Origin of the sequence: Alcaligenes sp. 1735tsa3, from assembly GCF_024134565.1 — a bacterium.
Taxonomy (GTDB): domain Bacteria; phylum Pseudomonadota; class Gammaproteobacteria; order Burkholderiales; family Burkholderiaceae_B; genus Alcaligenes; species Alcaligenes phenolicus.
In genome coordinates this window covers 404,859-426,239 of the sequence record NZ_CP099862.1, presented here as the reverse complement: position 1 = coordinate 426,239, position 21,381 = coordinate 404,859, and the positions used below count along the sequence as shown (strand labels likewise).

The window sequence follows — 21,381 nt, the reverse complement described above, 5'->3', positions numbered from 1 at the left end:
TGAATCATTGCAAAACAACATTTTATTAAATTATTTATTTCATTTTCGTTTTAAATATTAGTACCGTTACGCTGTCTGTACACAGATGGAGACAAGCCACTGTACTGACGAAACGCGGTCGCAAAATTGGCTGGATTGACATAGCCGGACTCCACCGCCACGTTGGTTACCGCCATGTCTGTTTGCCGAAGCAACTGCATGGCATAACGCATGCGGCTGGAGCGTACAAAATCATGCACCGTCACGCCGCAACTCGTTTTAAAGAGCTCGTTCAGACGACGAGCCGTGGTTCCAAACATCTCCGCCAAGCTTTCGGCCGTCAAGCAATCTGACAGATTGTCCAGCACGTACTGCTGCACGGCATCAACCAGATGATGTCGCGCAGGCAGCCTGGAAAGGCCATCCCATCCCTTATTTTTATTGGGCTGCCCTTTATTTCCCACGACTTCCTTCAAACCCAGATGCAAGCGAATGCGCTCCATAACTAATTGCACATTGGTTTGGTACGCAATGAAATCGCGAGCTCCACTGCGCAAGGCCATGAGCTGACTGTCCGGGCACGAAACCGCCGACATGAACACAACCGGGATAGAGGCAGTTTGGGGGTTCGCACGCAACATCCGCATAAACGTATCACCCCGCAAGCGAGGCAAGTTGTACTCACTCAATACAAAATCCGGCTGCAAAGACTGACAGCGTGCCAGGCCTTGCTGCGCATCCAAGGCAAAACTAATACGGGCAAAACTAGTCCGTAACAAAACCAGTAAATCGGCCACACCAGCAGGTTCTGGAGCAATAACCAAAATATGAGCTTCAGACGAGATACACATAAGCAATCCACCTCTGGAGACAGACAAGTTAGTGTTGTTCCAAGCTGATGGTAATTCTAATAATTAAAAACGCTTACACATTAAGCCTCTTATTCTCTGACACGCTGTATTTCTATTTATTTCCACAACAAAAGTTACATTATTTCAGTTCATTTCCTTTTAAACCCATTAAACGCCGCCTCAAATGGCAAAGATCCGAAAAACAAACTTCATTACATTCAAATATTTGTCTTTTGTTTCAAATCAGTAAATTAAGCATCCAAACAATACGCAAGCACACAAATAAAAACCCCGCCGTAGCGGGGTTCATCGTGTCCACCAGGGTCAAACCCAGCGATCAGGCGCGGCGAGCATAGCCTGCACGAGCCAGCACACCCAGTGGGCCAATTTGGCGGACCAGATCTATTTGCTCGGGGGTGCGCACATAAATGCAGCCTGCATACGACAGTGCATTGACCGAAATACCGTCAACTAACTCCACGCTGCGGGGCACCACCAGCATCCACCCCTGGCCTGCCAACATATTATGTGGCGGCAGCAAGCCATCTTCTGCCGGTTCCAATCCCAACTCATTGCAGGCAGTTCGGTACGAACTCAAAAGACTGGCTGCCAAGACTTCCGGCTCCTGCGCATCCTGCAAACGCACAAAACAGTGTTCAAAAGCCAGCGCGGGATGTTGATGCGCACTGCCTGCCGCAGCCTGGGTGGGGAGCTTGTCCAGACACAGGGCCAGCGAGCCGTTGCTAGCCGCCTGTGGAATCCATTGTGTATGTTTATGACGCTGACTGGCCCCAGCCGGGCCACCGCCGTTATAAAAGCCCAGACCGCCTTGCACGGCCAGGAAATCCGCCAGAATTCGGAAATCAATCTCGCGCAACGGGCTGAGCTGCTCGGAAAACACCTTGTCGGCCAGCACAAGATGCAGATCACAGACGGCAAACTTGTTCAGCACGATATTGTGCGTACTACTGGCGTCATCCACTGTCAGTGCCGGGGCAGGTGGCAAAAAGGGATTGAAGTTGGGGTCACGTGGCCCACCTGGAATCGAGACGCTGGCGGCATCTTTGGCCGCCAGAGTGGATACCCAACGCACAAAAAATGTCAGCCCCTGATCGTGCATCAGCTCTTCCTGAGCTTGCACGGGCAACAAATCACCGCTGGCCAGCGCGGCCTGGCTTAGTTGGTCCAGGCGTTGCAAAATTTCCTTGCTCACGTCGTCTCGCTCCTCATTTGAAGTTGTATAGTGACGCCTTATTGTAGGCAAGAGACGCGAATAAACGCGCATTGCTGCCTAGTCCGAATTTTCCACCATCCCTATCAGGAGTATTCCATGTCCGGTATCCGCCGTATTGCCAGCCCACTGCCACTGCCCTTCTCGCGTGCCACCATGGCTGGCGGCTTTCTGTTCTTGTCCGGTCAGATTCCTTACGACGCCCAAGGTGAAGTGGTGCGCGGTTCCATCCAGGACCAGACCCACGCTGTATTTGATCGCCTGATCGAAGGCCTGGCTCTGGCTGACGCCACTCTGGCCGATGTAGTCAAAGCCACTGTCTGGTTGTCCGACATGGCCTTGTTTGCCGACTTCAACAAAGTCTACGCCGAGCGCTTTGGCGACACCCTGCCTACCCGCTCACTGGTTGAAGCCAAGCTGGCCAAAAACGTAGACGTAGAAATCGAAGTGCAGGCCTGGCTGGGCGATCGCGCCTAAGCAGCCTTAAGGCCGACGGGCCGTCACACAAATTAACGCTGCCTGGCCCTGGCTATGGCACACTGAATTCCCCTAGTCCAAGGAGAATCCTGATGCGTTTTTTTGCTTCGGCCCGTCACATTTTGCTGGCTTGTTCTGCCTTAGGTCTTGGCGCCAGCAACCTCGCCTATGCCACCAACACGGGCAAAACCGCAGAACCGACTGCGATCAAACGCTATCTGGGCGATTCGGACATGCCTTTTTCCCGCGCCGTGCAGGCCGGGGACTTTCTATTCCTGTCGGGACAAATCCCGCTGAATGAAAAAGGCGAAATCATACGCGGCAGCATTGAAGATCAAACCAATGCCACGCTGGACCGGATTGAAGAGACCCTGAAGCTGGCAGGTGCCGACTTCAGCCATGTCGTCAAAGCCACGGTCTATTTATCCGATATTGCCTTGTACGAGCAATTCAACAAAATCTATAAAGAACGCCTGGGCAGCAACTTCCCGGCCCGCTCTTTGGTACAAGCCAAACTGGCGGGCGGTGTGGATGTGGAAATTGAGGTTCAGGCCTGGATGGGTGCGCAAAACAGCCCCGCCAAGCATTGATGCAGGCCACTTACTATAGGCAATTCGATATAAGCAGCACGCTTACAGCCTGGCTATCTTGTATGGCACACTAACACCCTTAGCCAGACCCTTTACCCACGCCAGGCTTGCCGCCTGGCGTTTTCGTGCCTTTACGGAAACTCTCATGATCTACGCGATTACTGCCCTTTTCGCCTTTCAGCTATTAGGCGAGATCCTGGTGCAGACCTTGTCCTTGCCATTGCCAGGCCCTTTGGCCGGCATGCTGCTTCTGACTGCCGCCTTGCTGATTCGAGGCGGCGTGCCCAGCTCTTTGGAGAGCACGGCCAGTGTCATGCTGCAGAACCTGATGCTGCTGTTCATCCCCGCTGTCACTGGCGTGATGTTGTATTTTGATCGGGTGGCCGAGGAATGGCAGCCCTTTTTGATCGCCACCCTGGGCGGCACCGTCATCACCATGGTGGTCACAGCCCTGGTGCTCAATCGTCTGCTTAAGAATCGTCAGGAAGAAGAATAATGACGGACGGACTTTTTCAAATCTGGGTCTTTTTATCCAGCTCGCCCCTGCTGTGGCTGACCTTGACCTGCTCGGTCTACGCAGGCTCGGTCTGGATGTACCGCCAGTCGGGCAGTAGCCCCTTTTTGTTGCCGATTCTGGTCTCGGTCGTTGTGATTGTGGCCCTGCTCTTGCTGACCCGCACGCCTTACCCCGTTTACTTTGAAGGGGCCAAGTTCATTCACTTCCTGATTGGACCGGCAACCGTCGCCCTGGCTGTACCGCTCTACAGTCAACTGCGTCAGCTGCGCAAGATCTGGAAGCCGCTGACCATTGCCCTGATCATTGGCTCGGTTACCGCTATTTTCAGCACGGTCCTGATTGCCTGGGCTTTGGGCGGATCAATTGAAACCATCATGTCGGTTGCCCCACGCTCGGCCACCATGCCGATTGCCATGGCCCTGGCAGAACAATTTGACGGTCAGCCTTCCTTGGCTGCTGTGGCGGTTGCCATTACCGGGATTGCGGGCACGATCATGGCGCGCCCGCTGTTGAACTTGCTGCGCATTGATCGCCCCGAGGCTCGGGGCTTTGCGGTGGGTGTAACGGCACATGCCATTGGTACGGCACGTGCCTTGCAGGTTCACGAAACGATTGGGGCATTTTCCGCCATTGGCCTGAGCCTGAACGGGATCATGACTGCCGTGCTGGTTCCTTTTGTTCCTATAGTCCTGCGCTGGTTAGGCGTGGCCTGACCCGGCAAGACAGGCTGGCTCTAGCGCCACTCGTCTCGATAGACGAAGCGGGGCATCTGCCAATTGCGGTGCAGAGCCAGCATACGGAAACTCAAGCCGATAATCATGGGACCCAGCAGGGTCACATACGGGTGCCAGTCCAGATGCTGGGCACCCAGATACAAAGCGCCGGTCAGCATGGATACGCTGGCATACATCTCCTTGCGTAGCAGCAAGGGGATGTCATTACACAAGATGTCGCGCAAGACGCCACCGGCACAACCGGTAATCATGCCGCTTAGCAGCACCACCGTAATGGGCAGCTTCATTTCCAGCGCGATCTGACAGCCAATCACGGTAAAGACCACCAGTCCCATGGCATCGAGCAGCAGGAACAGGCTGTGCAAACGCCGCATGATCGGAGCGATCAAAGCCGTAAGAATGGCCGCCCCTGCCGTGATCCAGAGGTATTCAGGATGCTGCACCCAGGTCAGCGGGTAATGCCCTAAAAGCACATCCCGCACCGAGCCACCGCCCAGAGCGGTGACACAGGCGATGGTACAGACCCCCACCCAATCCATGTCACGACGGCCCGCGGCCAGCGCTGCGGTCATGGCCTCTGCAGTGATGGCGATAATGTAGAGAACAAGTAAGAGCATGATATTTTTTACGCATCAAGCTGTTGAATAAGACCCCGATAACAACGCAGCATCAGCAAGCCAGGCACAGCAATAAAGACGGTACAAATAAAAAAGCCTGGCCAACCCAGGGATTCGACCAGCACAGGCGTCAGAGGCCCGGCCAGATAGGTACGCCCCACTGCCGACAGGGCCGACAGCAGCGCAAATTGAGTGGCGGAATAGGTCCGATTACACAAAGCCATCAGCAAAGCGACAAAAGCCGCTGTGCCCAGGCCACCACACAGGTTTTCCAGACCGACCACAATCCCCATCAGCCACATGGATGGCGCGGTTTCAATCGCGATCAGCCAATAGCCCAGGTTGGAGACGGCCTGCAAGATACCAAAAATCATCAAGGCCCGGTATAGCCCCAGGCGGGCCATGATCGCCCCACCCATCAAGGCTCCGACGACCGTAGCAGCCAGACCAAACACCTTGTTGATAGTGCCGACCTCGGACAAGGTAAAGCCGGCTGCACGAATCAGAAAAGTGGTGGACAAGGCACCTGCAAAAGCATCACCCAGCTTGTAGAGCACAATCAGCGCCAGAACACTCCAGGCACCTGGACGCGAGAAAAAATCGGCCAAAGGCGCGATCACGGCTTCTGACAAACTGCGCGGTGGACGGCTTTGTTCCTGTGGGTCGGGTGAAATCAGGGTCACCAGCGCGCACAGCGCCATGAAGGCACCCATCAGAAAATACGTGTTGGACCAGCCCAGCCAGCGGTCCGCCAGAATCAGGGCCAGGCCGCCGGACACAATCATGGCAATGCGATAGCCCATGACTTTGACCGCCGCCCCCGCCGCTCGCTCATGTGCTTGCAGCACGTCCGTGCAATAAGCATCGAAGGCTATGTCCTGCGTGGCCGACAAGAAGGCCACCCACACGGCCAGCAAGGCCAGTGCGGTCAAATTCACCGAGGGAGAAAACAGGCCCATGGCCGCAATGGAGGCGGCCAGCAGCAGTTGAGTGACCAGGATCCAGCCGCGCCTGCGCCCCATGAACGGCGGCGCGTAGCGATCAATCAGGGGAGCCCAGAGAAACTTCAGCGTGTAGGCCGAGCCGACCAGGGTCAGAAAACCAATCTCGGTCAGTGAAACATTTTCAACGGTTGCCCAGGCCTGCAAGGTGCCTGAAACCAGGGCCAGAGGCAGGCCGCTGGCGAACCCCAGAATCAGCAAAGGCAAGACTCGGGGACTGGTATAGACACGTGACACGTCAGGCCTTATTAGCGCTAAGCAGCAAGAAAATGGGGAGACTCGAAACGATACATGGCCAGGGTACTGCGCCAGCCCGGCAAAAAACGCACCGTGTCGCGACCATTGAAGGCAGCACGATCAAGAATACGTACGCCCACCGCCTGGGCCAGATCCTGAAAGTCTTTCATGGTGCACAAATGGATGTTGGGCGTGTTGTACCACTGGTAAGGCATTTCGCCCGTGACTGGCATGCGCCCGCGCAAAATGCTCCAGCCATGCGGCCAATAACCGAAGTTAGGAAACGAGACGATACCATACCGCGCCACCCGCGCCATCTCGCGCAGGATGTGCTCGGTATGGTGCATGGATTGCAGTGTCTTGGACAGGACAACGGTATCGAACTGCTGGTCGCTGAACAGCGCCAGGCCTTTTTCCAAGTCCTGCTGAATGACATTGACGCCACGGCGTACCGAAGCAATCACAAACTGATCGTTCAGCTCCACCCCCGTTCCGACAACCTGGCGCGTGTCACGCAGATGCGCCAACAAGGTGCCATCGTTACAGCCCAGATCCAGCACACGCGAACCTGGCTCAATCCACTGCGCAATGCGCAGCAAGTCCGGTCTTAACATGGCGGCATCCACCTGAGTTTGCGGCTTAGTCATTCTGCCAACACCCCTGTAGTACGGGTGCGCGCAGGCAAGCCCAAATTAGCGGCAATCTGGTCATAGTATCCCTGCACAACGGCATGATAACGAGGGTCTTCCAACAAGAAAGCGTCGTGCCCGTGCGGAGCATCAATTTCGGCGTAAGTGACCTCGCGCTGGTTACGCAACAAAGCCTGCACGATTTCGCGCGAGCGCTCGGGCGAGAAACGCCAATCCGTGGTGAAAGACACCAGCAGGAATTTGGCCTGCACCTTTTCAAGCGCCTTGACCAGGTCCCCCTGGTGCTGACGCGACGGATCAAAGTAATCCAGCGCACGGGTGATGATCAGATAGGTATTGGCGTCAAAGTAACGCGAGAACTTTTCGCCCTGATAACGCAGATAGGACTCGACCTCGAATTCCACGCCGTAGTTGTAGTGGTACTCGCCGCCTTGGGCTGGGGCACGCTGGTTGCGGCCAAACTTCTCGGCCATGACGGTGTCGGACAGGTAGGTGATGTGGCCTACCATGCGAGCAACACCCAGGCCAGCCTTGGGCACCACCCCATGTTCGTAGTAATTACCACCGTGAAACTGCGGGTCGGACAAAATGGCGCTGCGGGCCACTTCGTTAAAAGCGATATTCTGGGCCGACAGGCGCGGGGTACTGGCAATGACCACGCAGTTTTCCACGCGCTCCGGGCAGCTGATGGCCCAGCTCAGGGCCTGCATGCCACCCAGGGAGCCACCCATAACGGCCGCAAACTTGCGAATGCCAAAGTAGTCGGCCAGACGGGCTTGGGCACGCACCCAGTCTTCTACCGTCAAAACGGGAAACTCGGAGCCCCAAGGTTTGCCAGTGGCCGGATTGATGCTGGACGGGCCGGTAGAGCCAAAGCAGGAGCCGATATTGTTGACCCCGATGACAAAAAAACGATCCGTATCAACGGCTTTGCCGGGGCCGACCATATTGTCCCACCAGCCAGTGCTTTTAGGATCGTCGTCGTAATAACCGGCAACGTGATGCGAGGCATTGAGTGCATGACACACCAATACCGCATTGTTGCGTTCTTCGTTCAGGGTGCCGTAGGTTTCGACCGCCAGCTCGTAGCTGGGCAGCACTTGCCCGCTGCGCAGATGCAGGGGTTCGTCAAAGGCGATTAGTTCGGCATGTACAGGGCCCACAGAACCTTCGGGGATCAAACCGCAGGATGGGCTAAGGGCGCCAGTATCGGCGCTAGGGACGGAATCAGTGGCCATCAGGACCTCTTTAGCTGGATTTATGGAGCGCCCGCAAGCGGATCAGGCAAATCGGCGCAAAACGTATAAGACAAAATTCTAGCATCGCTGCGGCGCGGCGTCCAAATCGACCAGCCAGGATCGATTCAGAACTCTGGGCAACGGTAACGTCATAGAAAAGACAATGCTTTGATTTACATCATTATTTTCATGCACATTTGTCTGCCAGCTAAGCTAAATTTGAGTACATTGGCCCGACGTCTACCACGAATGCATGAGGAATGGCTTTACCGTGACGCACTTAACTTCACGCGAGCAGTCCTGCCTGAACTGGGCTGCCCATGGCAAGACCAGCTGGGAAATCAGCATCATCCTGGGCATTACTGAACGCACGATCAACTTCCACTTCCAGAACGCCTACGCCAAGCTTGGAGTCTATAGCCGCCAAGCTGCCATTACCCTGGCCTTGCAGCAGCACCTGATCAGCGGCGACCCGGCTAGCGAGCTAAGCCGTCAAAGAAAACCTTTGCCTGAGCCGCGTCCGGGGCCTTCCCGGAATCCGTCATAACAAAACCCTGCACCAGCCAGCCTGGCTCCATGCGTATCATCGCTTCCAGGCGCAAGGCCACACCGCCCACATCGCGCGTCATGAAGAAAATCTGTCCGGGTGGCGGCAGTTGTATCTGGTTTTTCTCGCTGACTTGCCCATCGGGTATGAATTTCTCGCGCAGGGAATCGTGCAGTGCCTCGTACAAGCGTTGGCGAGCGGCCTCGTCCTGCTGCAGTTCCTTGGGCAAAATCACATGGCCCACGGTATAGCTTTGCCCGCCCGCCGTGGCGGTGGTCAGGTAAAAATCCAGTTGATGCTGCTCGAAATCCAACAGTCGGTGACTGGTCGTGGGCTTGCCGGGCAGCATGGCCGACAGGCCCGTTTGTTCAAGCTGAACCTTGCGCCAGTTAAACTCTGGGCTGCAGGCTGCCAACATCAAGAAAGCCGCCAGTACCGCGGTAATGCGCCTGATCATCATGGTGCTAATCCCATATCCCGTTTCATGCTTTTCATCGGCTGGCTAAACAGCCGTCTTATACTCGCCCTGCCCGATACGCCTTTTGGCGCAACTTAACAAAGCAAGTCTGGTCGGACTACTATTTATAGACGGGGCCAGGCCCCCTTGAACAGTCCCGTATCTTGCACCCGATTTCGAAAGTGGGAAACACCACCATGAACACCAGCCACGAACGCCGCCTTGCCCTGCAACAGAATCCCGAGATTTTGACGGGAATCTTGCGCGGCATCGAAAAAGAAGGACTGCGCGTCGATGCGCTGGGCCAATTGGCAAACACCCCCCACCCGCAAGCCATTGGGTCGGCCCTGACCAACGGCCATATCACGACCGACTACGCCGAGGCCCTGCTGGAGCTGATTACCGAGCCGCAAGCCCGGGTCGAGGACGTGCTGCAGGAGCTGACCGACATCCACACCTTTGTGGCCGGCAAGCTGGACCAGGAGATTATCTGGAACCAGTCCATGCCCGCATTGCTGCCCGCCGAAAAAGACATTGCCATTGCCTGGTACGGCAACTCCAACACGGGCATGCTCAAGCATGTATACCGCCGTGGCCTGGCCGAACGTTATGGCAAGCCCATGCAATGTATTGCCGGCGTGCATTACAACTTTTCCCTGCCTGATGGCATCTGGCCCTTGTTGAATGTCTGTGGCGACAATCTGCAAGATCAGCGCTCCAACGGGTATTTGGCGCTGATCCGCAACTTCACGCGCTATTCCTGGCTACTGATGTACTTGTTTGGTGCCTCGCCCGTGCTGGATACGAACTTCCTGCAAGGTCGCCGCAACAATCTGGACAAGATCGACGAGGACACCTTGACCATGCCCTGGGCAACCAGCTTGCGCATGAGCGATCTGGGCTATCACAACAAGGAAGCCCAGGCCGAGCTCCAGCTTTGCTACAACGACCTGGACACCTTTGTGATGCGCATGTATCACGCTGCCGTAACTCCTTGGCCGGATTACGAAAAACTGGGTACCCACCGCGATGGCGAGTGGATTCAACTCAACACCCATATCCTGCAGATTGAAAACGAGTACTACTCCAGCATTCGTCCCAAGCGCACCACCCAGCGCAGCGAGCGCCCGGCTACAGCCTTGGCCCAGCGCGGTGTGGAATACATTGAAGTTCGCTGCCTGGATATAGACCCTGAATCACCCACTGGAATTTCCGAGCAAACCTGCCGCTTCCTGGATACGTTCCTGCTGTTCTGTGCCGTGCAAGACAGCCCCTTCTTCCCGGACGGCGGCTACTGTCAGGACAGCAAGAACAACTTTGCGACTGTTGTGCGTGAAGGCCGCCGCCCCGGCCTGATGCTGACCAATCAGCAAAAAGAAAGCGTCAGCCTGCAAGACTGGGGGCACGAAATTCTGGAATCGCTGCTGCCTTACGCGCAAATGCTGGATCAGGCCCTGGATACCCAAGGTCACACCGAAGCTGTGCAAGCCCAAATCCGCAAATTGGAAAACCCGGAACTGACACCGTCGGCTCAACTGCTGAGCCGTTTGCGCGAAACCGGTTTGAGCTTTCACGACTACGCCTTGCAACGCAGCCGCGAGCATCACCAAACCTTGCTGGCCCATCCCTTGCCTGACGACAAGCAAGCCGCTTTCGAGCAACAGGCCAAAGAGTCTCTGCAAGCCCAGATTGATATCGAAGCACAGGATCAGGAGTCCTTTGAGGACTACGTCCATCGCTACGAACGCAATCTGATTCCGCCTGAACTGGAAAACAGCTAAGCGACACACAACGACAACAAGCCGCCGCCCCAGGGCGGCTTTTTTTTCACCGTTACCTGCATGCTCATACAGCAAGAAGTTTCTCTTTCTCCCTGTTCTCAAAATGGCTTTTCCTCTATTTCAAATAATTATTGTTATGTTATAACATCTCGAAAATTAACAAACCGGAAGATGAGATGCGTTTCCAACCCCGTCCCCTGCCACTAGCCCTGGCGCTGCTTTTGTGCGCCTCTGCCCAAGCCAATGAAATTGAAGAAGCTGTCCCTGAACTGGCCCCTATCCGAATCTCTGCCAGCCCCCTGGCCTTGCGACAAACCGAGCTGGCCACCGCCAGCACGGTCCTGCAAGGCCCCAAACTGGATTTGCGCCGCAGCAGCACCTTGGGTGAATTGCTGGACGGTGAAGTCGGCATCCATGTAGACAGCTTTGGTAGCGGTGCCAGCCGCCCCGTCATTCGCGGCCAAACTGCACCCCGCGTTAAAGTCCTGAGCGATGGCGCAGAAGTCATGGACGCCTCGGCCATCTCGCCCGACCACACCATCACGGTCGATACTTGGCAAGCGGATCGCATCGAGGTGCTGCGCGGCCCATCGGCCCTGCTTTACGGAGGCGGTGCTATTGGTGGCGTGGTCAACGTGCTGGATCGCAAAATCCCCACAGCCATCCCCGAAAAAGGTTTTGAAGGCTCGGTACGTGCCCAGGGCTCCACGGCTGATCGTGGCAGAATCGGCGCAGTCGAGATGACAGCCGGCGAAGGCAATATCGCCTTGCACGTAGAAGGTGCCTCGCACCGTAGCCGCGACTATCGCGTCCCCAACTGGACCGATGGACGCGTCAAGGACTCCGACTCCAGCACGGACACAGGCAGCGTTGGCCTCTCCTTTATTGGGGACCGTGGCTATATAGGCGCGGCCTACTCCTACCGTGAAGGCAGCTACGGTCTGCCCGGTCACAGCCACGAATACGAGGACTGCCACCCGCACGGTGCCACTCTGCATTGCGGCGGCCACAGTCACGATCACGGCCATGACCACGATCATGGCCACAGCCACGAACATGATCACGAACACTCGGCCACCGCTCACCTGCGTACTCAGCGTTTCGATATCCGTGGCGAACTGCGTGACCCTCTGCCCGGCTTCAAACGGGCTCGCCTGCGCGCTGGTGCGACCAACTACCAGCACGTTGAAAAAGATGGCGATATTGATGGCACCCGCTTCACCAATCGCGGTTACGACACGCGCCTGGAGCTGGAACACAACCCTTGGGGGCCGTTTGAAGGGGTCATCGGCCTGCAAACCAGCCAGTCTGATTTTGCGTCCCGCGACGGTACTGAAAACTTCATTCCGCCCACCCGTACTCGCAGCCAGGGCCTGTTCCTTCTGGAAAGCGTGAACTGGGACGACTGGCGTCTGGAACTGGGCGCACGTCAGGAATGGCAAACCGTCACGCCCGACTCGCAAACGCTGGAACGCCGCAAAGGCACGGCGACCTCCTTCTCTTTAGGTACGGTCTGGGACTTCGCACCCGAATACGCCGCCAGCCTGTCCGTGTCCCGCTCTCAGCGTCTGCCCACAGCTCAAGAGCTGTTTGCCAAAGGCGTGCACTTTGCCACGTTGAGCTATGAGCGTGGCGATCCGAACCTGGATCGTGAGACCAGCCATACGGTGGACCTGGGACTGCAAAAACACCTGGGCGATCTGCACTTTGATCTGCGTACCTTCTACACCCGTAGCTCGAACTACATTTATGGCCGCAGCCTGGACCGCCACGAAGACTTTCAGCTGATCCAATACAGCCAGGACAAGGCTCAATTCTGGGGCCTGGAAGCAGAAGCCTCTTACCCCGTCACATCCTGGGCCTCGGTCAGCGTGTATGGCGATCTGGTGCGCGGTAAACTGCAAGATCCTGGCCGCAACCTGCCCCGCATGCCCGCCGCCCGCCTGGGTATTCGCACGGATCTGAACTGGCAGAACTGGTCCGGCTTTGTCGGCTACACCCACACCTTTGCCCAGGACCGACTGGCTGAACATGAAGAGCGTTCGCCGTCTTACGGTTTGCTCAGCATGGGTTTAAGCTACCGCCTGCATATGGATCAGAACACCTACACCCTGTACCTGAGAGGAAATAACTTGCTGAACAAGTTGGCTTACCGCCATACCTCCTTTATTGCCCGTCAGGCCCCGCTGATGGGACGCAACATCCTGGCCGGGATACAGGTGGAATTTTGAGCAAGACCGCCATACACACGGGTAGCCGCCTCTACCAGATCGTGGCCGACATGCAGGGCGAGCGCCCTTGGGGCAACTTTCTGGATGCGGGCACCGGCAAGGGTTCGCTGCGCTGGTTGCTGACGCTGGACACAGAACGCTGGACGGCCATTACCGCCTCTCCCAGCATGGCCGAGCAAGTCACCCGCGAGCTGGGCGATCAAAAACGCCCCGAGGACCGTCTGCTGGTGGGCAACTGGAGCGACCCTGAATTTTTGCAGGGCGAACGCTTTGATACGGTTCTGGCCGATTATCTACTGGGTGCCATAGACGGCTTTGCCCCTTACACCCAGGACCAGTTGTTCAGCCGCCTGCGGCCGCTCACCGGCCAGCGTCTCTACATTATTGGTCTGGAGCCCTACGTGCCCTATAGCAGCACGGACCCGGCGGGCAAATTGATTGTGGAAATAGGCCGTTTGCGTGATGCCTGCCTGCTGCTGGCAGGCGAGCGCCCGTATCGCGAGTACCCGATGGACTGGGTCCTGCGCCACCTGCGACAGTCCGGCTATCGCTGTGTGGATGCGCAGCGCTTTGGCATTCGTTACGGCGACAGCTTTATCCACGGTCAACTGGATATGTGTGACGGGCGCTTGCGCCGTCTGAAGGACCGCAACCTGGCCATTGCCTTGTCCGAGCATGTCCAAGCCTTGCGCAAGCAAGCTCTGGCCTTGAACCAGACCTTGGGTGGTCTGCGTCATGGCCACGACTATGTGATTTGTGCCGAAGCTGTTTAAAAACCAGAAAGCTGCTCAGGAAAAAGCAAAAGGGGCTTCGGCCCCTTTTGTCTTGCATAGACTTCGATGGCAGCACATCTGGTTGTAGCGACGGCCACAAGTTCAAGACTCCAGGCACTGCCTGTCCAGACATCGCCTATACGCCTGATCGTTGTCCCGGCCAAACTCCCAAGCGCAAGCTCGCCTGTCAACGCAGGCGAATACGCAATTTCGTCCCAGGCCAAATGATCAGGATCAATAATTAGCCCACTTCACCTGAACCGTGCATGAGACCGTGTTTTGACAAACAACAGACACAAAAAAAGCAGCCTTTGGCTGCTTGCATCGCGACACTTTATAACTGGAAATTCAAGCCAGGTCTTGAAAAGCAGCCCTAAAGAGCCGTATAAACAAGAAGTTCTGGCGCGTCCGACAGGAATCGAACCTGTATCGAGGGCTTCGGAAACCCTAATTCTATCCATTGAACTACGGACGCCAAGCTCGCTATTGTAGCGCGAGTTTGGAGTTTTTTTCAGCATCTATCCGGCAATTATGAGTGCGCTAAATCAAGAGTCAGATACAAGAGCGACACACTCCGCTATAATCCATGGTTGCGCGATCTGGGTCGGTGGCTTGGTAGACACGTCCTTGCGCACACCCATTAGGTAGGCGCAAGCCTTTATTGGTGGCCTTTTAAGGCCCTCCCGTCATTTCTTGTACGAACTCGCAGGATCCGATAATGAGCAACACGGAACAAAAACCCGAAGAACACAACGAGGGTCACTCAGCCATGATCAAAACCCCTAAACAATTGCTTGTGACCGTGGCTCTGGCTTTCTTGGTGCCCATCGCGATTATTGTCATGCTGGTCAGCCTGGTTACCTCCACCATGGGTGCAGGTGCTGGCTCCGCCGCCCTTTCCCCTGAAGCCATTGCAGCCCGCATTCAGCCTGTTGCCGGTTTCAAACTGGTTGACGCCAATGCCGTCAAAGAGCTGAAGACTGGTCAGCAAGTTTACGAAACCACCTGTACCGCCTGTCACGGCGCCGGTGTAGCCGGTGCGCCTAAATTTGGCGACAAGGGCGCTTGGGGCGAGCTGATCAAGCTGGGTCAGGACGAGCTGGTCAAGAACGCTATTCACGGTATCCGCGCCATGCCTGCCAAGGGTGGTAACCCTTCGCTGGACGACATCGAAGTGGCTCGTGCCGTTGCTTACATGGCTAACGCCGCTGGCGCTGACTTCAAGGAACCCGACGCTCCCGCACCAGAAGGTGAAGAAGCTGACGCCAAGCCTGAAGCCACTGCGGCTGCCGATACCAAGCCTGCTGAAGAGGCTCCTGCTGCAGAAGCTCCCAAAGCAAGCCAAACCGCTGCTGCGGATGACAACAAGGTCGACCCCGCCGGTATCAAGCTGTACGACACCATCTGTTTTGCCTGTCACGCAGCCGGTGTTGCTGGCGCGCCCAAGTTTGGCGATCAAGCGGCCTGGAAGCCATATATCGAATCCGGTATGGACACTATGGTTCAAAAAGCCATTCACGGTGTAGGCGCCATGCCTCCACGCGGTGGCTCTCAAGCCTCCGACGACGAAATCCGTGCTGCCATCCAGCACATGGTTAACGCCGCCAAGTAAGACTGCGCACCCAGGCTCTGTCACCGTACAAAGCCTGGGGATACAAAAAAGCCCGATGAATATTCATCGGGCTTTTTTATTGCCTGAAAAGGTTTGCAGGTGACTGATGCAGGACACGCCCCCTACAATCTAGCCCTTGGATCACTGCAGACTGCGGCTATCTAACAGCTGCGGATACTTACCATGACACGTATTACTTCCGCTGCCCGTCTGACCGTGACGGGCGTCTTGTCAGCACTTGCCGCTTTAATTTTTCCTTCGGCCCAGGCTTTCGCCAATGAGTCAACAACGGCAGCCACACAGAGCACAGCGCAGGCTACCAGCATCCTGAATCGAGATAGCCTGGAGCAGGCTATGCACACGCTGCTGCAAGCCACCATGGCCAGAGACCTGGAAACAATTCTGCAATTTCAGTCGCCGCGCAAGATTCAGAAAATTTCAAAGGCAATGGGCAAGGACCATGCAGAGACCGTTGCCGAACTTATCCGGGTAGGCCGCTCTATGGATGAGCATCAGCCCGTACAGATTCTGTCTGGCCACTACGACGTGGATACTGCACAGTTCGGCAAAACCAGCACAGGCCGCGACTACGCCGTGCTGAACTACAGCCGTACTTTCAAGAAAAACGGCAAGACCTTTGAGCTTAGCTATCCCACATTGGCCAGCGTAGATGGCAAGACGATTTTCATCATCCCGCTCAGCGAGGATGCGCTGCTGCCCGAACTGATCGAGCTGTATCCCGATCTGGCTTCGGTGAAAATACCCGCGACCAAAACACAGAAGTAATAGTCTGCTCTCCTGGAGCCCTGAGCCCGGCCTAAGCATCCGTTTATTGAGCACCTGGTTCAGGCTGCCAATAAAAAAGCCTGAGTCCGGTGTCATCCCGGACTCAGGCCGACTCATAAGCTTGTAGGCTGATCTACCTCTAGAACACGCTATAAAGCGTCCAAGAGAGCAATCTCAGGCCTTACTGCGCCTTGCACTGAGCCAATGCCGTCAAGGACATACCCAGTTGGACACGGCGTTGCAGCCAGGGGCTGGCGCGATAACGCATATCGCCCGTGACAGCTTGCAGAGTGTTCAGCACATCCAGCAAATCACGCGAGCCAACGGCATCACCCATGGACAGCGGGCCATTGTGCGGATAACCCAGGCCCAGACGCACAGCGGCATCGATATCTGATGGGGTCGCTATCTGCTGCTGAGCGATATCGCTGGCGATGTTCACGATGGTAGCCACCAAACGCTGGGCCACAAAACCGGCAGAGTCTTCAATCACGCTAACCGCCGTACCATCACTGGCCAACATGGCCCAGGCTTGATCGCGCCATTCTGGTGTGGTCGCAGCCGAGCACATCAGCACGCGGCGGCGGCCTTTCTCCAAGCCGAACAAGGTATCCAGCGCCACGGTGCGAGCTGGGTCCAGGCCATGCAAGGACACCAAAGTCGCCACGTCTTCACCATAAGGCGTCAACAGAATCAGCGCATCAGCCGGTGGCTGGTCGCCTTCCACCACTTTCACACCCAGTTCGTTCAGCAACTGCAGAGCGCGAGCCTGACCTTGCTCGTGGTAAGGCGAGACCCACACAGGAGCAAAGGACGTGACAGCGGGAACAGCAGGCTCTTGAGGAACCTGTTTCTTGCCATCTTCATACTTGTAGAAACCTTCGCCGTTCTTGCGACCAAACAATTTACCGGCGTGACGCACGGCGGTAATGGGCGAAGGACGGAAGCGCGGCTCGTCGTAGAACTGACGGTAAATGGACTCCATGACCGGATGGGACACATCCAGCGCGGTCAGATCCAGCAGTTCAAAGGGCCCCATGCGGAAACCGGCCTGCTCGCGCATGATGGCGTCGATCTGGTAGAAAGGCGCCACGCATTCCTGGGCGATTTTCAGGCCCTCGATGTTCATGCCACGACCGGCGTGGTTCACGATAAAGCCGGGCATATCCTTGGCGCGCACCGGCGTGTGGCCCATATCGCGCGACACTTGCATCAAGGCATCGCCCACTTCCGGAGAGGTGCGCAGACCGTCGATAACCTCGACCACTTTCATCAGCGGCACGGGGTTGAAGAAGTGATAGCCAGCCACACGCTCGGGGTGACGACAGGCTTGGGCAATGGCGGTAATGGACAGCGAAGAGGTATTGGAGGCCAGCACACAGTCGGCCGACACAATCTCTTCCAGCTGTTGCAGCAAGCCTTGCTTGACGTCCAGACGCTCCACAATGGCTTCCACAACCAGATCGGCAGGGGCCAAGGCTTGCAGATCGCTGGCGGTTTGCAGACACGCTTTGGCCGCGTCCACCTGTTCCGCCGTCATGCGGCCTTTTTCTTGCAAACGACTCCAGACGGCGTGTACATCCGCCAAAGCCGCCTTGACCGAGTCCGCATTCAGGTCATACAGCAAGACCTGCTTGCCAGCCTGGGCAGCAATCTGGGCAATGCCCCGTCCCATAGCACCTGCGCCAACAATAGCGATGGTTTGTATCTGTTTCATGATTCACAACCTGATCGAAAAGCAATAAAAATTAAGCCTGTGCAGCGGAGCCGGACATCAGGGCCTCGACCTTGTCGGGCGACAGCTCCAGCACTCGTGCCAGGACCTCGCGGGTGTGTTCTCCCAGACGCGGGGGCGCACTGCGATACTGCACCGGCGTGGCCGACAAACGTAAAGGACTGGCTACCGAAGGCACGCTCCCCCCCTGCCCGGTCGGCAAGTCCAGGCGCAAGCCGCGCGCCACCACCTGCGGGTCCTGATAAACCTGTTCCATCGTATTGATGGGCCCGGCTGGAATACCTACAGCTTCCAGCGTCTGCAACCAGCTATCGCGCCTGCGGCTTCGCATGATCTGCGCCAGCATGGGCACCAACTCGTCCCTGTGCATGACTCGTCCGGCATTGCGCGCAAAACGGGGATCATCCGCCCACTCGGGATGACCCAGCTCCCGCGCAAAACTACGAAACTGGGCATCGTTGCCCACCGCCACAATCAAATGCCCGTCACTGGCCTCAAAGACCTGATAGGGCACCAAATTCTGATGTGCATTACCGGGGCGCTGTGGCGCCTGTCCGGTACACAAGTAATTCATGTTCTGGTTAGCCATCATGGCCACCTGACAATCCAGCAGAGCAATATCCAGATGCTGACCCAGGCCACTACGGTGGCGCTCCACCACGGCTGCCAGCACAGCCACGGTGGCGTACATGCCTGTCATGACATCGGCCACAGCCACACCCGCTTTTTGCGGTTCACCACCTGGCTCACCTGTCAGGGACATCAAACCACCCAGCCCCTGGATCATGAAGTCATATCCTGGACGACTTGCATAGGGGCCAGTCTGCCCAAATCCGGTAATCGAACAATAAATCAGGGCCGGGTTGATGGCTTGCAGGCTTTCATAGTCCAGTCCGTACTTTTTCAGGCCACCGACCTTGAAGTTTTCCACCAGAATATCGCAGCGACTGACCAGCTGACGCACCACCTCGGCACCTTGTGCAGTGCCTATATCCAGGATGATGGACTCTTTATTACGGTTGGCAGCCCCAAAATAGGCCGCATCTTCCGTGTCCGCCCTATGACCATCCTGCAGATACGGCGGCCCCCAGCCTCGGGTGTCGTCCCCGGCACCGGGACGTTCGACCTTGATGACTTCCGCACCCAGATCAGCCAGGTTTTGAGTACACCAGGGCCCGGCCAGCACGCGCGTCAAGTCCAGAACACGCAATCCCGCCAAGGGCGCTTTTCGTTCAGTCGTGGTCATAGCAAACAAAAATCCTTCAAGTCGCTTATTGTGCACTACGTCTTCTTAGTCCGGCCTACGGACAGAAAAAAGTGCTCAAACCATGGTCATTTTCGAGGCCGGAGGAATTTGTGCAGCGCACCAAGCCGGGCGACGATAAACCGTCCTAGAATAGGTGACGATAGATTATCAGCGGCAGATCTTCCTTGCAGGACCCCGCCCCTTCAAGAGGCAGGGCACTTCTTTCGATAACAGGAGACCGACCTTATGCCATCGGCATTAACGCAGCAGCTTTATCAATCTATGACCCTGCCTGTAATGGCAGCGCCCATGTTCATTGTTTCGAACCCCGCCCTGGTGATTGCACAATGCGCCAGCGGCATCATCGGTTCCGTCCCCGCCTTGAACGCCCGCCCCCAGGAAAAGCTCAAGGATTGGCTGGACGAGATCGACGACACCCTGGCCGAACTACGCGAGCGCCATCCCGAGCGCCGCATCGCCCCCTACGCCATCAACCACATCATCCACCAATCCAACGACCGCCTGGAGCAGGATTTGCGTGTGTGCGCCGACCACAAGGTGCCACTGGTGATTACCAGCCTGCGCGCCCCGCAAGACATCGTGCCGCATGTGCACGCCTGGGGTGGCAAAGTCTTCCACGACGTGACTACCTTGCGTCATGCTGAAAAAGCGCTGGAAGCGGGTGTGGATGGCCTGATCGTGGTGGCTGCAGGTGCTGGCGGCCACGCCGGTACCTTGAGCCCCTTTGTGCTGGTTAACGAAATCCGTCAGATTTTTGATGGCCCGATTGCCCTGTCCGGCGCCATGAGCCGGGGTCGCGACATTCTGGCGGCCCAAGCCATGGGGGCCGACATGGCCTACATCGGCACGCGCTTCATTGCCAGTACCGAAGCCAATGCCTCGGACGATTACAAGAACATGATCGTCAAGGGTCGTGCCGCCGATATCGTCTACACCCCACTGTTTACCGGCATTCCCGGCAACTACCTGAAGGACAGCATCCGCGCGGCAGGCCTGGACCCGGACAAGCTGGACAGCGAAAAAAATGCCGACACCGCCTTCGGTTCGGGCATGAGCAAAGCCTGGCGCGACATCTGGGGCGCTGGTCAAGGCATTGGTGGCATTGACTCGGTGGAATCTACTGCCGACATCGTGGCCCGTTTGCATCGCGAATACCAGGAAGCCAAGGCAGCACTGCTGGCCTCCCCCTTCGCCTGAACAGGAGCACGCCATGATACGGACTCATGACGCAGGCCATTGGCTGGAAGTCATTCTGGACCGCCCGGAACGACGCAATGCCTTGACTGGCCCCATGTACGAAGAGCTGGCCGACATCATCGACCAGGCCAATCAGAACCAGAAATATCGTGCCCTGATTCTGACCGGCGCGGGCGAGCATTTCTGTGCCGGCAACGACATCTCGGAGCTGTCCAATGTGCGCAATAGCGACATGCCGCCACCGATCAAATTCCTGCGCAGTCTGGTCCAGGCCGACATCCCACTGATCGTGGCCGTAGAAGGTCACGCGGTGGGTATTGGCGTAACCTTGCTGCTGCACGCGGACTTTGTGTACGCGGCCCGGGACGCGCGTTTGCGCATGCCCTTCACCGCACTGGGCCTGTGCCCGGAAGGCGCCTCCAGCCACCTGCTGGCGCAGTACGTGGGGCCACGCCGTGCCAACGAATGGCTGCTGCTGTCACAAGCCTTCAGTGCCGAGCAAGCCATGGAAGACGGCCTGCTCACTGAACTGACCGACCACGGCAATAGCCTGGAAGCCGCCCGTGCCTGCGCTCACGCGTTGTCCGAGCAGCCTCCCATTGCCTTGCGCACCAGCAAGCGTCTGCTACGAGAACCCCAGCGCGAAGTTTTGCTGGAGGTTCTGGAACGCGAGCGCAAGCTGTTTTCCGAACTGCTGGAAGGCGAAGAAGCTCTGCAGATTCTGGGGCAAATGAGCCAGAACCGCAGCGGCAAATAGCGCTTGTGTGGACCTGATTTCTGCGCAAACCCGCATGTGCAGCGATCTTGCCACACTGCACCCGGTTCAGACGGGTGATAAGGGGCCTGTGAGAGCAGGTCCCTAATTTTTTTTAC

General features: G+C 56.8%; 21 protein-coding genes, 1 tRNA gene and 1 riboswitch. Of the genes, 12 read left to right on the top strand and 10 right to left on the bottom strand.

Translation table 11 applies throughout. The annotated features are described in order from the left end of the window. Window positions 1-50: 50 nt before the first annotated feature. Window positions 51-830 carry a helix-turn-helix domain-containing protein gene (locus NIZ92_RS01920; protein WP_035269240.1) on the bottom strand — a complete coding sequence of 260 codons (780 nt, stop codon included), beginning with the start codon at window positions 828-830 and terminating at the stop codon, window positions 51-53. A gap of 337 nt (window positions 831-1,167) precedes the next feature. Beyond that, on the bottom strand, window positions 1,168-2,043 hold the full coding sequence (locus tag NIZ92_RS01915; RefSeq protein WP_254002609.1) for a phosphorylase: 876 nt from the start codon (window positions 2,041-2,043) through the stop codon (window positions 1,168-1,170). 117 nt (window positions 2,044-2,160) lie between these two features. Here NIZ92_RS01915 and NIZ92_RS01910 point away from each other — a divergent pair, with 117 nt between their 5' ends. From NIZ92_RS01910 to NIZ92_RS01895, 4 genes are all read left to right on the top strand, one after another. After that, window positions 2,161-2,538: a RidA family protein gene (locus tag NIZ92_RS01910; RefSeq protein ID WP_009462650.1), complete on the top strand. Its 378-nt coding sequence runs from the start codon at window positions 2,161-2,163 to the stop codon at window positions 2,536-2,538. A gap of 92 nt (window positions 2,539-2,630) precedes the next feature. Then, entirely contained in the window at window positions 2,631-3,128 is a 498-nt protein-coding gene (locus tag NIZ92_RS01905) for a RidA family protein (protein WP_143241221.1), read from the top strand. A 145-nt stretch (window positions 3,129-3,273) separates the two neighbouring features. Beyond that, window positions 3,274-3,624 (top strand): CidA/LrgA family protein, encoded by a 351-nt coding sequence (locus NIZ92_RS01900; protein WP_009462654.1) that lies wholly within the window; start codon window positions 3,274-3,276, stop codon window positions 3,622-3,624. Further along, entirely contained in the window at window positions 3,624-4,358 is a 735-nt protein-coding gene (locus NIZ92_RS01895) for an LrgB family protein (protein ID WP_021447054.1), read from the top strand. The genes NIZ92_RS01900 and NIZ92_RS01895 overlap by 1 nt, the downstream gene beginning before the upstream one ends. Before the next feature lie 20 nt (window positions 4,359-4,378). Here the strand turns inward: NIZ92_RS01895 and NIZ92_RS01890 are convergent, their stop codons facing one another. The 4 genes from NIZ92_RS01890 to NIZ92_RS01875 form a co-directional block, all read right to left on the bottom strand. Next, window positions 4,379-4,996 (bottom strand): trimeric intracellular cation channel family protein, encoded by a 618-nt coding sequence (locus NIZ92_RS01890; protein ID WP_009462658.1) that lies wholly within the window; start codon window positions 4,994-4,996, stop codon window positions 4,379-4,381. 8 nt (window positions 4,997-5,004) lie between these two features. Then, entirely contained in the window at window positions 5,005-6,234 is a 1,230-nt protein-coding gene (locus NIZ92_RS01885) for a muropeptide transporter (RefSeq protein ID WP_080655531.1), read from the bottom strand. A 17-nt stretch (window positions 6,235-6,251) separates the two neighbouring features. Continuing rightward, on the bottom strand, window positions 6,252-6,881 hold the full coding sequence (metW, locus tag NIZ92_RS01880; protein WP_009462662.1) for a methionine biosynthesis protein MetW: 630 nt from the start codon (window positions 6,879-6,881) through the stop codon (window positions 6,252-6,254). Further along, the gene (locus NIZ92_RS01875; RefSeq protein WP_035269235.1) at window positions 6,878-8,122 is read right to left on the bottom strand and encodes a homoserine O-acetyltransferase; all 1,245 of its coding nucleotides are present in this window, start codon (window positions 8,120-8,122) and stop codon (window positions 6,878-6,880) included. The genes metW and NIZ92_RS01875 overlap by 4 nt, the downstream gene beginning before the upstream one ends. Further along, window positions 8,112-8,190: riboswitch (SAM riboswitch) on the bottom strand. Its footprint overlaps the gene before it by 11 nt. 203 nt (window positions 8,191-8,393) lie before the next feature. On the opposite strand from NIZ92_RS01875, the gene NIZ92_RS19605 reads away from it, so the two are divergent. After that, complete coding sequence (locus NIZ92_RS19605) at window positions 8,394-8,669, top strand: response regulator transcription factor (RefSeq protein WP_009462666.1); 276 nt, start codon at window positions 8,394-8,396, stop codon at window positions 8,667-8,669. Here NIZ92_RS19605 and NIZ92_RS01865 read toward each other — a convergent pair. Further along, window positions 8,599-9,129, bottom strand: coding sequence for a hypothetical protein (locus tag NIZ92_RS01865; RefSeq protein ID WP_026484092.1), 531 nt, complete (start codon window positions 9,127-9,129; stop codon window positions 8,599-8,601). The genes NIZ92_RS19605 and NIZ92_RS01865 overlap by 71 nt on opposite strands. A gap of 194 nt (window positions 9,130-9,323) precedes the next feature. Here NIZ92_RS01865 and gshA point away from each other — a divergent pair, with 194 nt between their 5' ends. The 3 genes from gshA (at window position 9,324) to NIZ92_RS01850 (ending at window position 13,911) form a co-directional block, all read left to right on the top strand. After that, on the top strand, window positions 9,324-10,907 hold the full coding sequence (gene gshA / locus NIZ92_RS01860; RefSeq protein ID WP_254002608.1) for a glutamate--cysteine ligase: 1,584 nt from the start codon (window positions 9,324-9,326) through the stop codon (window positions 10,905-10,907). A gap of 176 nt (window positions 10,908-11,083) precedes the next feature. Beyond that, window positions 11,084-13,138, top strand: coding sequence for a TonB-dependent receptor (locus NIZ92_RS01855; RefSeq protein ID WP_254002607.1), 2,055 nt, complete (start codon window positions 11,084-11,086; stop codon window positions 13,136-13,138). Beyond that, on the top strand, window positions 13,135-13,911 hold the full coding sequence (locus NIZ92_RS01850; protein ID WP_254002606.1) for a class I SAM-dependent methyltransferase: 777 nt from the start codon (window positions 13,135-13,137) through the stop codon (window positions 13,909-13,911). Before NIZ92_RS01855 ends, NIZ92_RS01850 begins: the two co-directional genes overlap by 4 nt. 400 nt (window positions 13,912-14,311) lie before the next feature. Here NIZ92_RS01850 and NIZ92_RS01845 read toward each other — a convergent pair. Next, window positions 14,312-14,386 (bottom strand) — tRNA-Arg (locus NIZ92_RS01845). A gap of 243 nt (window positions 14,387-14,629) precedes the next feature. Here NIZ92_RS01845 and NIZ92_RS01840 point away from each other — a divergent pair. Beyond that, entirely contained in the window at window positions 14,630-15,523 is an 894-nt protein-coding gene (locus NIZ92_RS01840; protein WP_203145166.1) for a cytochrome c5 family protein, read from the top strand. 183 nt (window positions 15,524-15,706) lie between these two features. Next, window positions 15,707-16,309, top strand: a complete 603-nt coding sequence (locus NIZ92_RS01835; protein WP_254002605.1) for a hypothetical protein — start codon at window positions 15,707-15,709, stop codon at window positions 16,307-16,309. A 181-nt stretch (window positions 16,310-16,490) separates the two neighbouring features. Here NIZ92_RS01835 and NIZ92_RS01830 read toward each other — a convergent pair whose 3' ends face one another. Both NIZ92_RS01830 and NIZ92_RS01825 read right to left on the bottom strand, forming a co-directional pair. Then, the gene (locus tag NIZ92_RS01830; protein WP_026484074.1) at window positions 16,491-18,026 is read right to left on the bottom strand and encodes a 3-hydroxyacyl-CoA dehydrogenase; all 1,536 of its coding nucleotides are present in this window, start codon (window positions 18,024-18,026) and stop codon (window positions 16,491-16,493) included. 31 nt (window positions 18,027-18,057) lie between these two features. After that, window positions 18,058-19,290 (bottom strand): CaiB/BaiF CoA-transferase family protein, encoded by a 1,233-nt coding sequence (locus NIZ92_RS01825; RefSeq protein WP_254002604.1) that lies wholly within the window; start codon window positions 19,288-19,290, stop codon window positions 18,058-18,060. Between the two features lie 246 nt (window positions 19,291-19,536). Between NIZ92_RS01825 and NIZ92_RS01820 the strand changes: the two genes are divergently transcribed. Together NIZ92_RS01820 and NIZ92_RS01815 are read left to right on the top strand one after the other, a co-directional pair. Further along, complete coding sequence (locus NIZ92_RS01820; RefSeq protein ID WP_009462684.1) at window positions 19,537-20,508, top strand: nitronate monooxygenase family protein; 972 nt, start codon at window positions 19,537-19,539, stop codon at window positions 20,506-20,508. Window positions 20,509-20,521: 13 nt separating this feature from the next. Beyond that, window positions 20,522-21,265 carry an enoyl-CoA hydratase/isomerase family protein gene (locus NIZ92_RS01815; RefSeq protein ID WP_021447056.1) on the top strand — a complete coding sequence of 248 codons (744 nt, stop codon included), beginning with the start codon at window positions 20,522-20,524 and terminating at the stop codon, window positions 21,263-21,265. Window positions 21,266-21,381 lie beyond the last annotated feature (116 nt).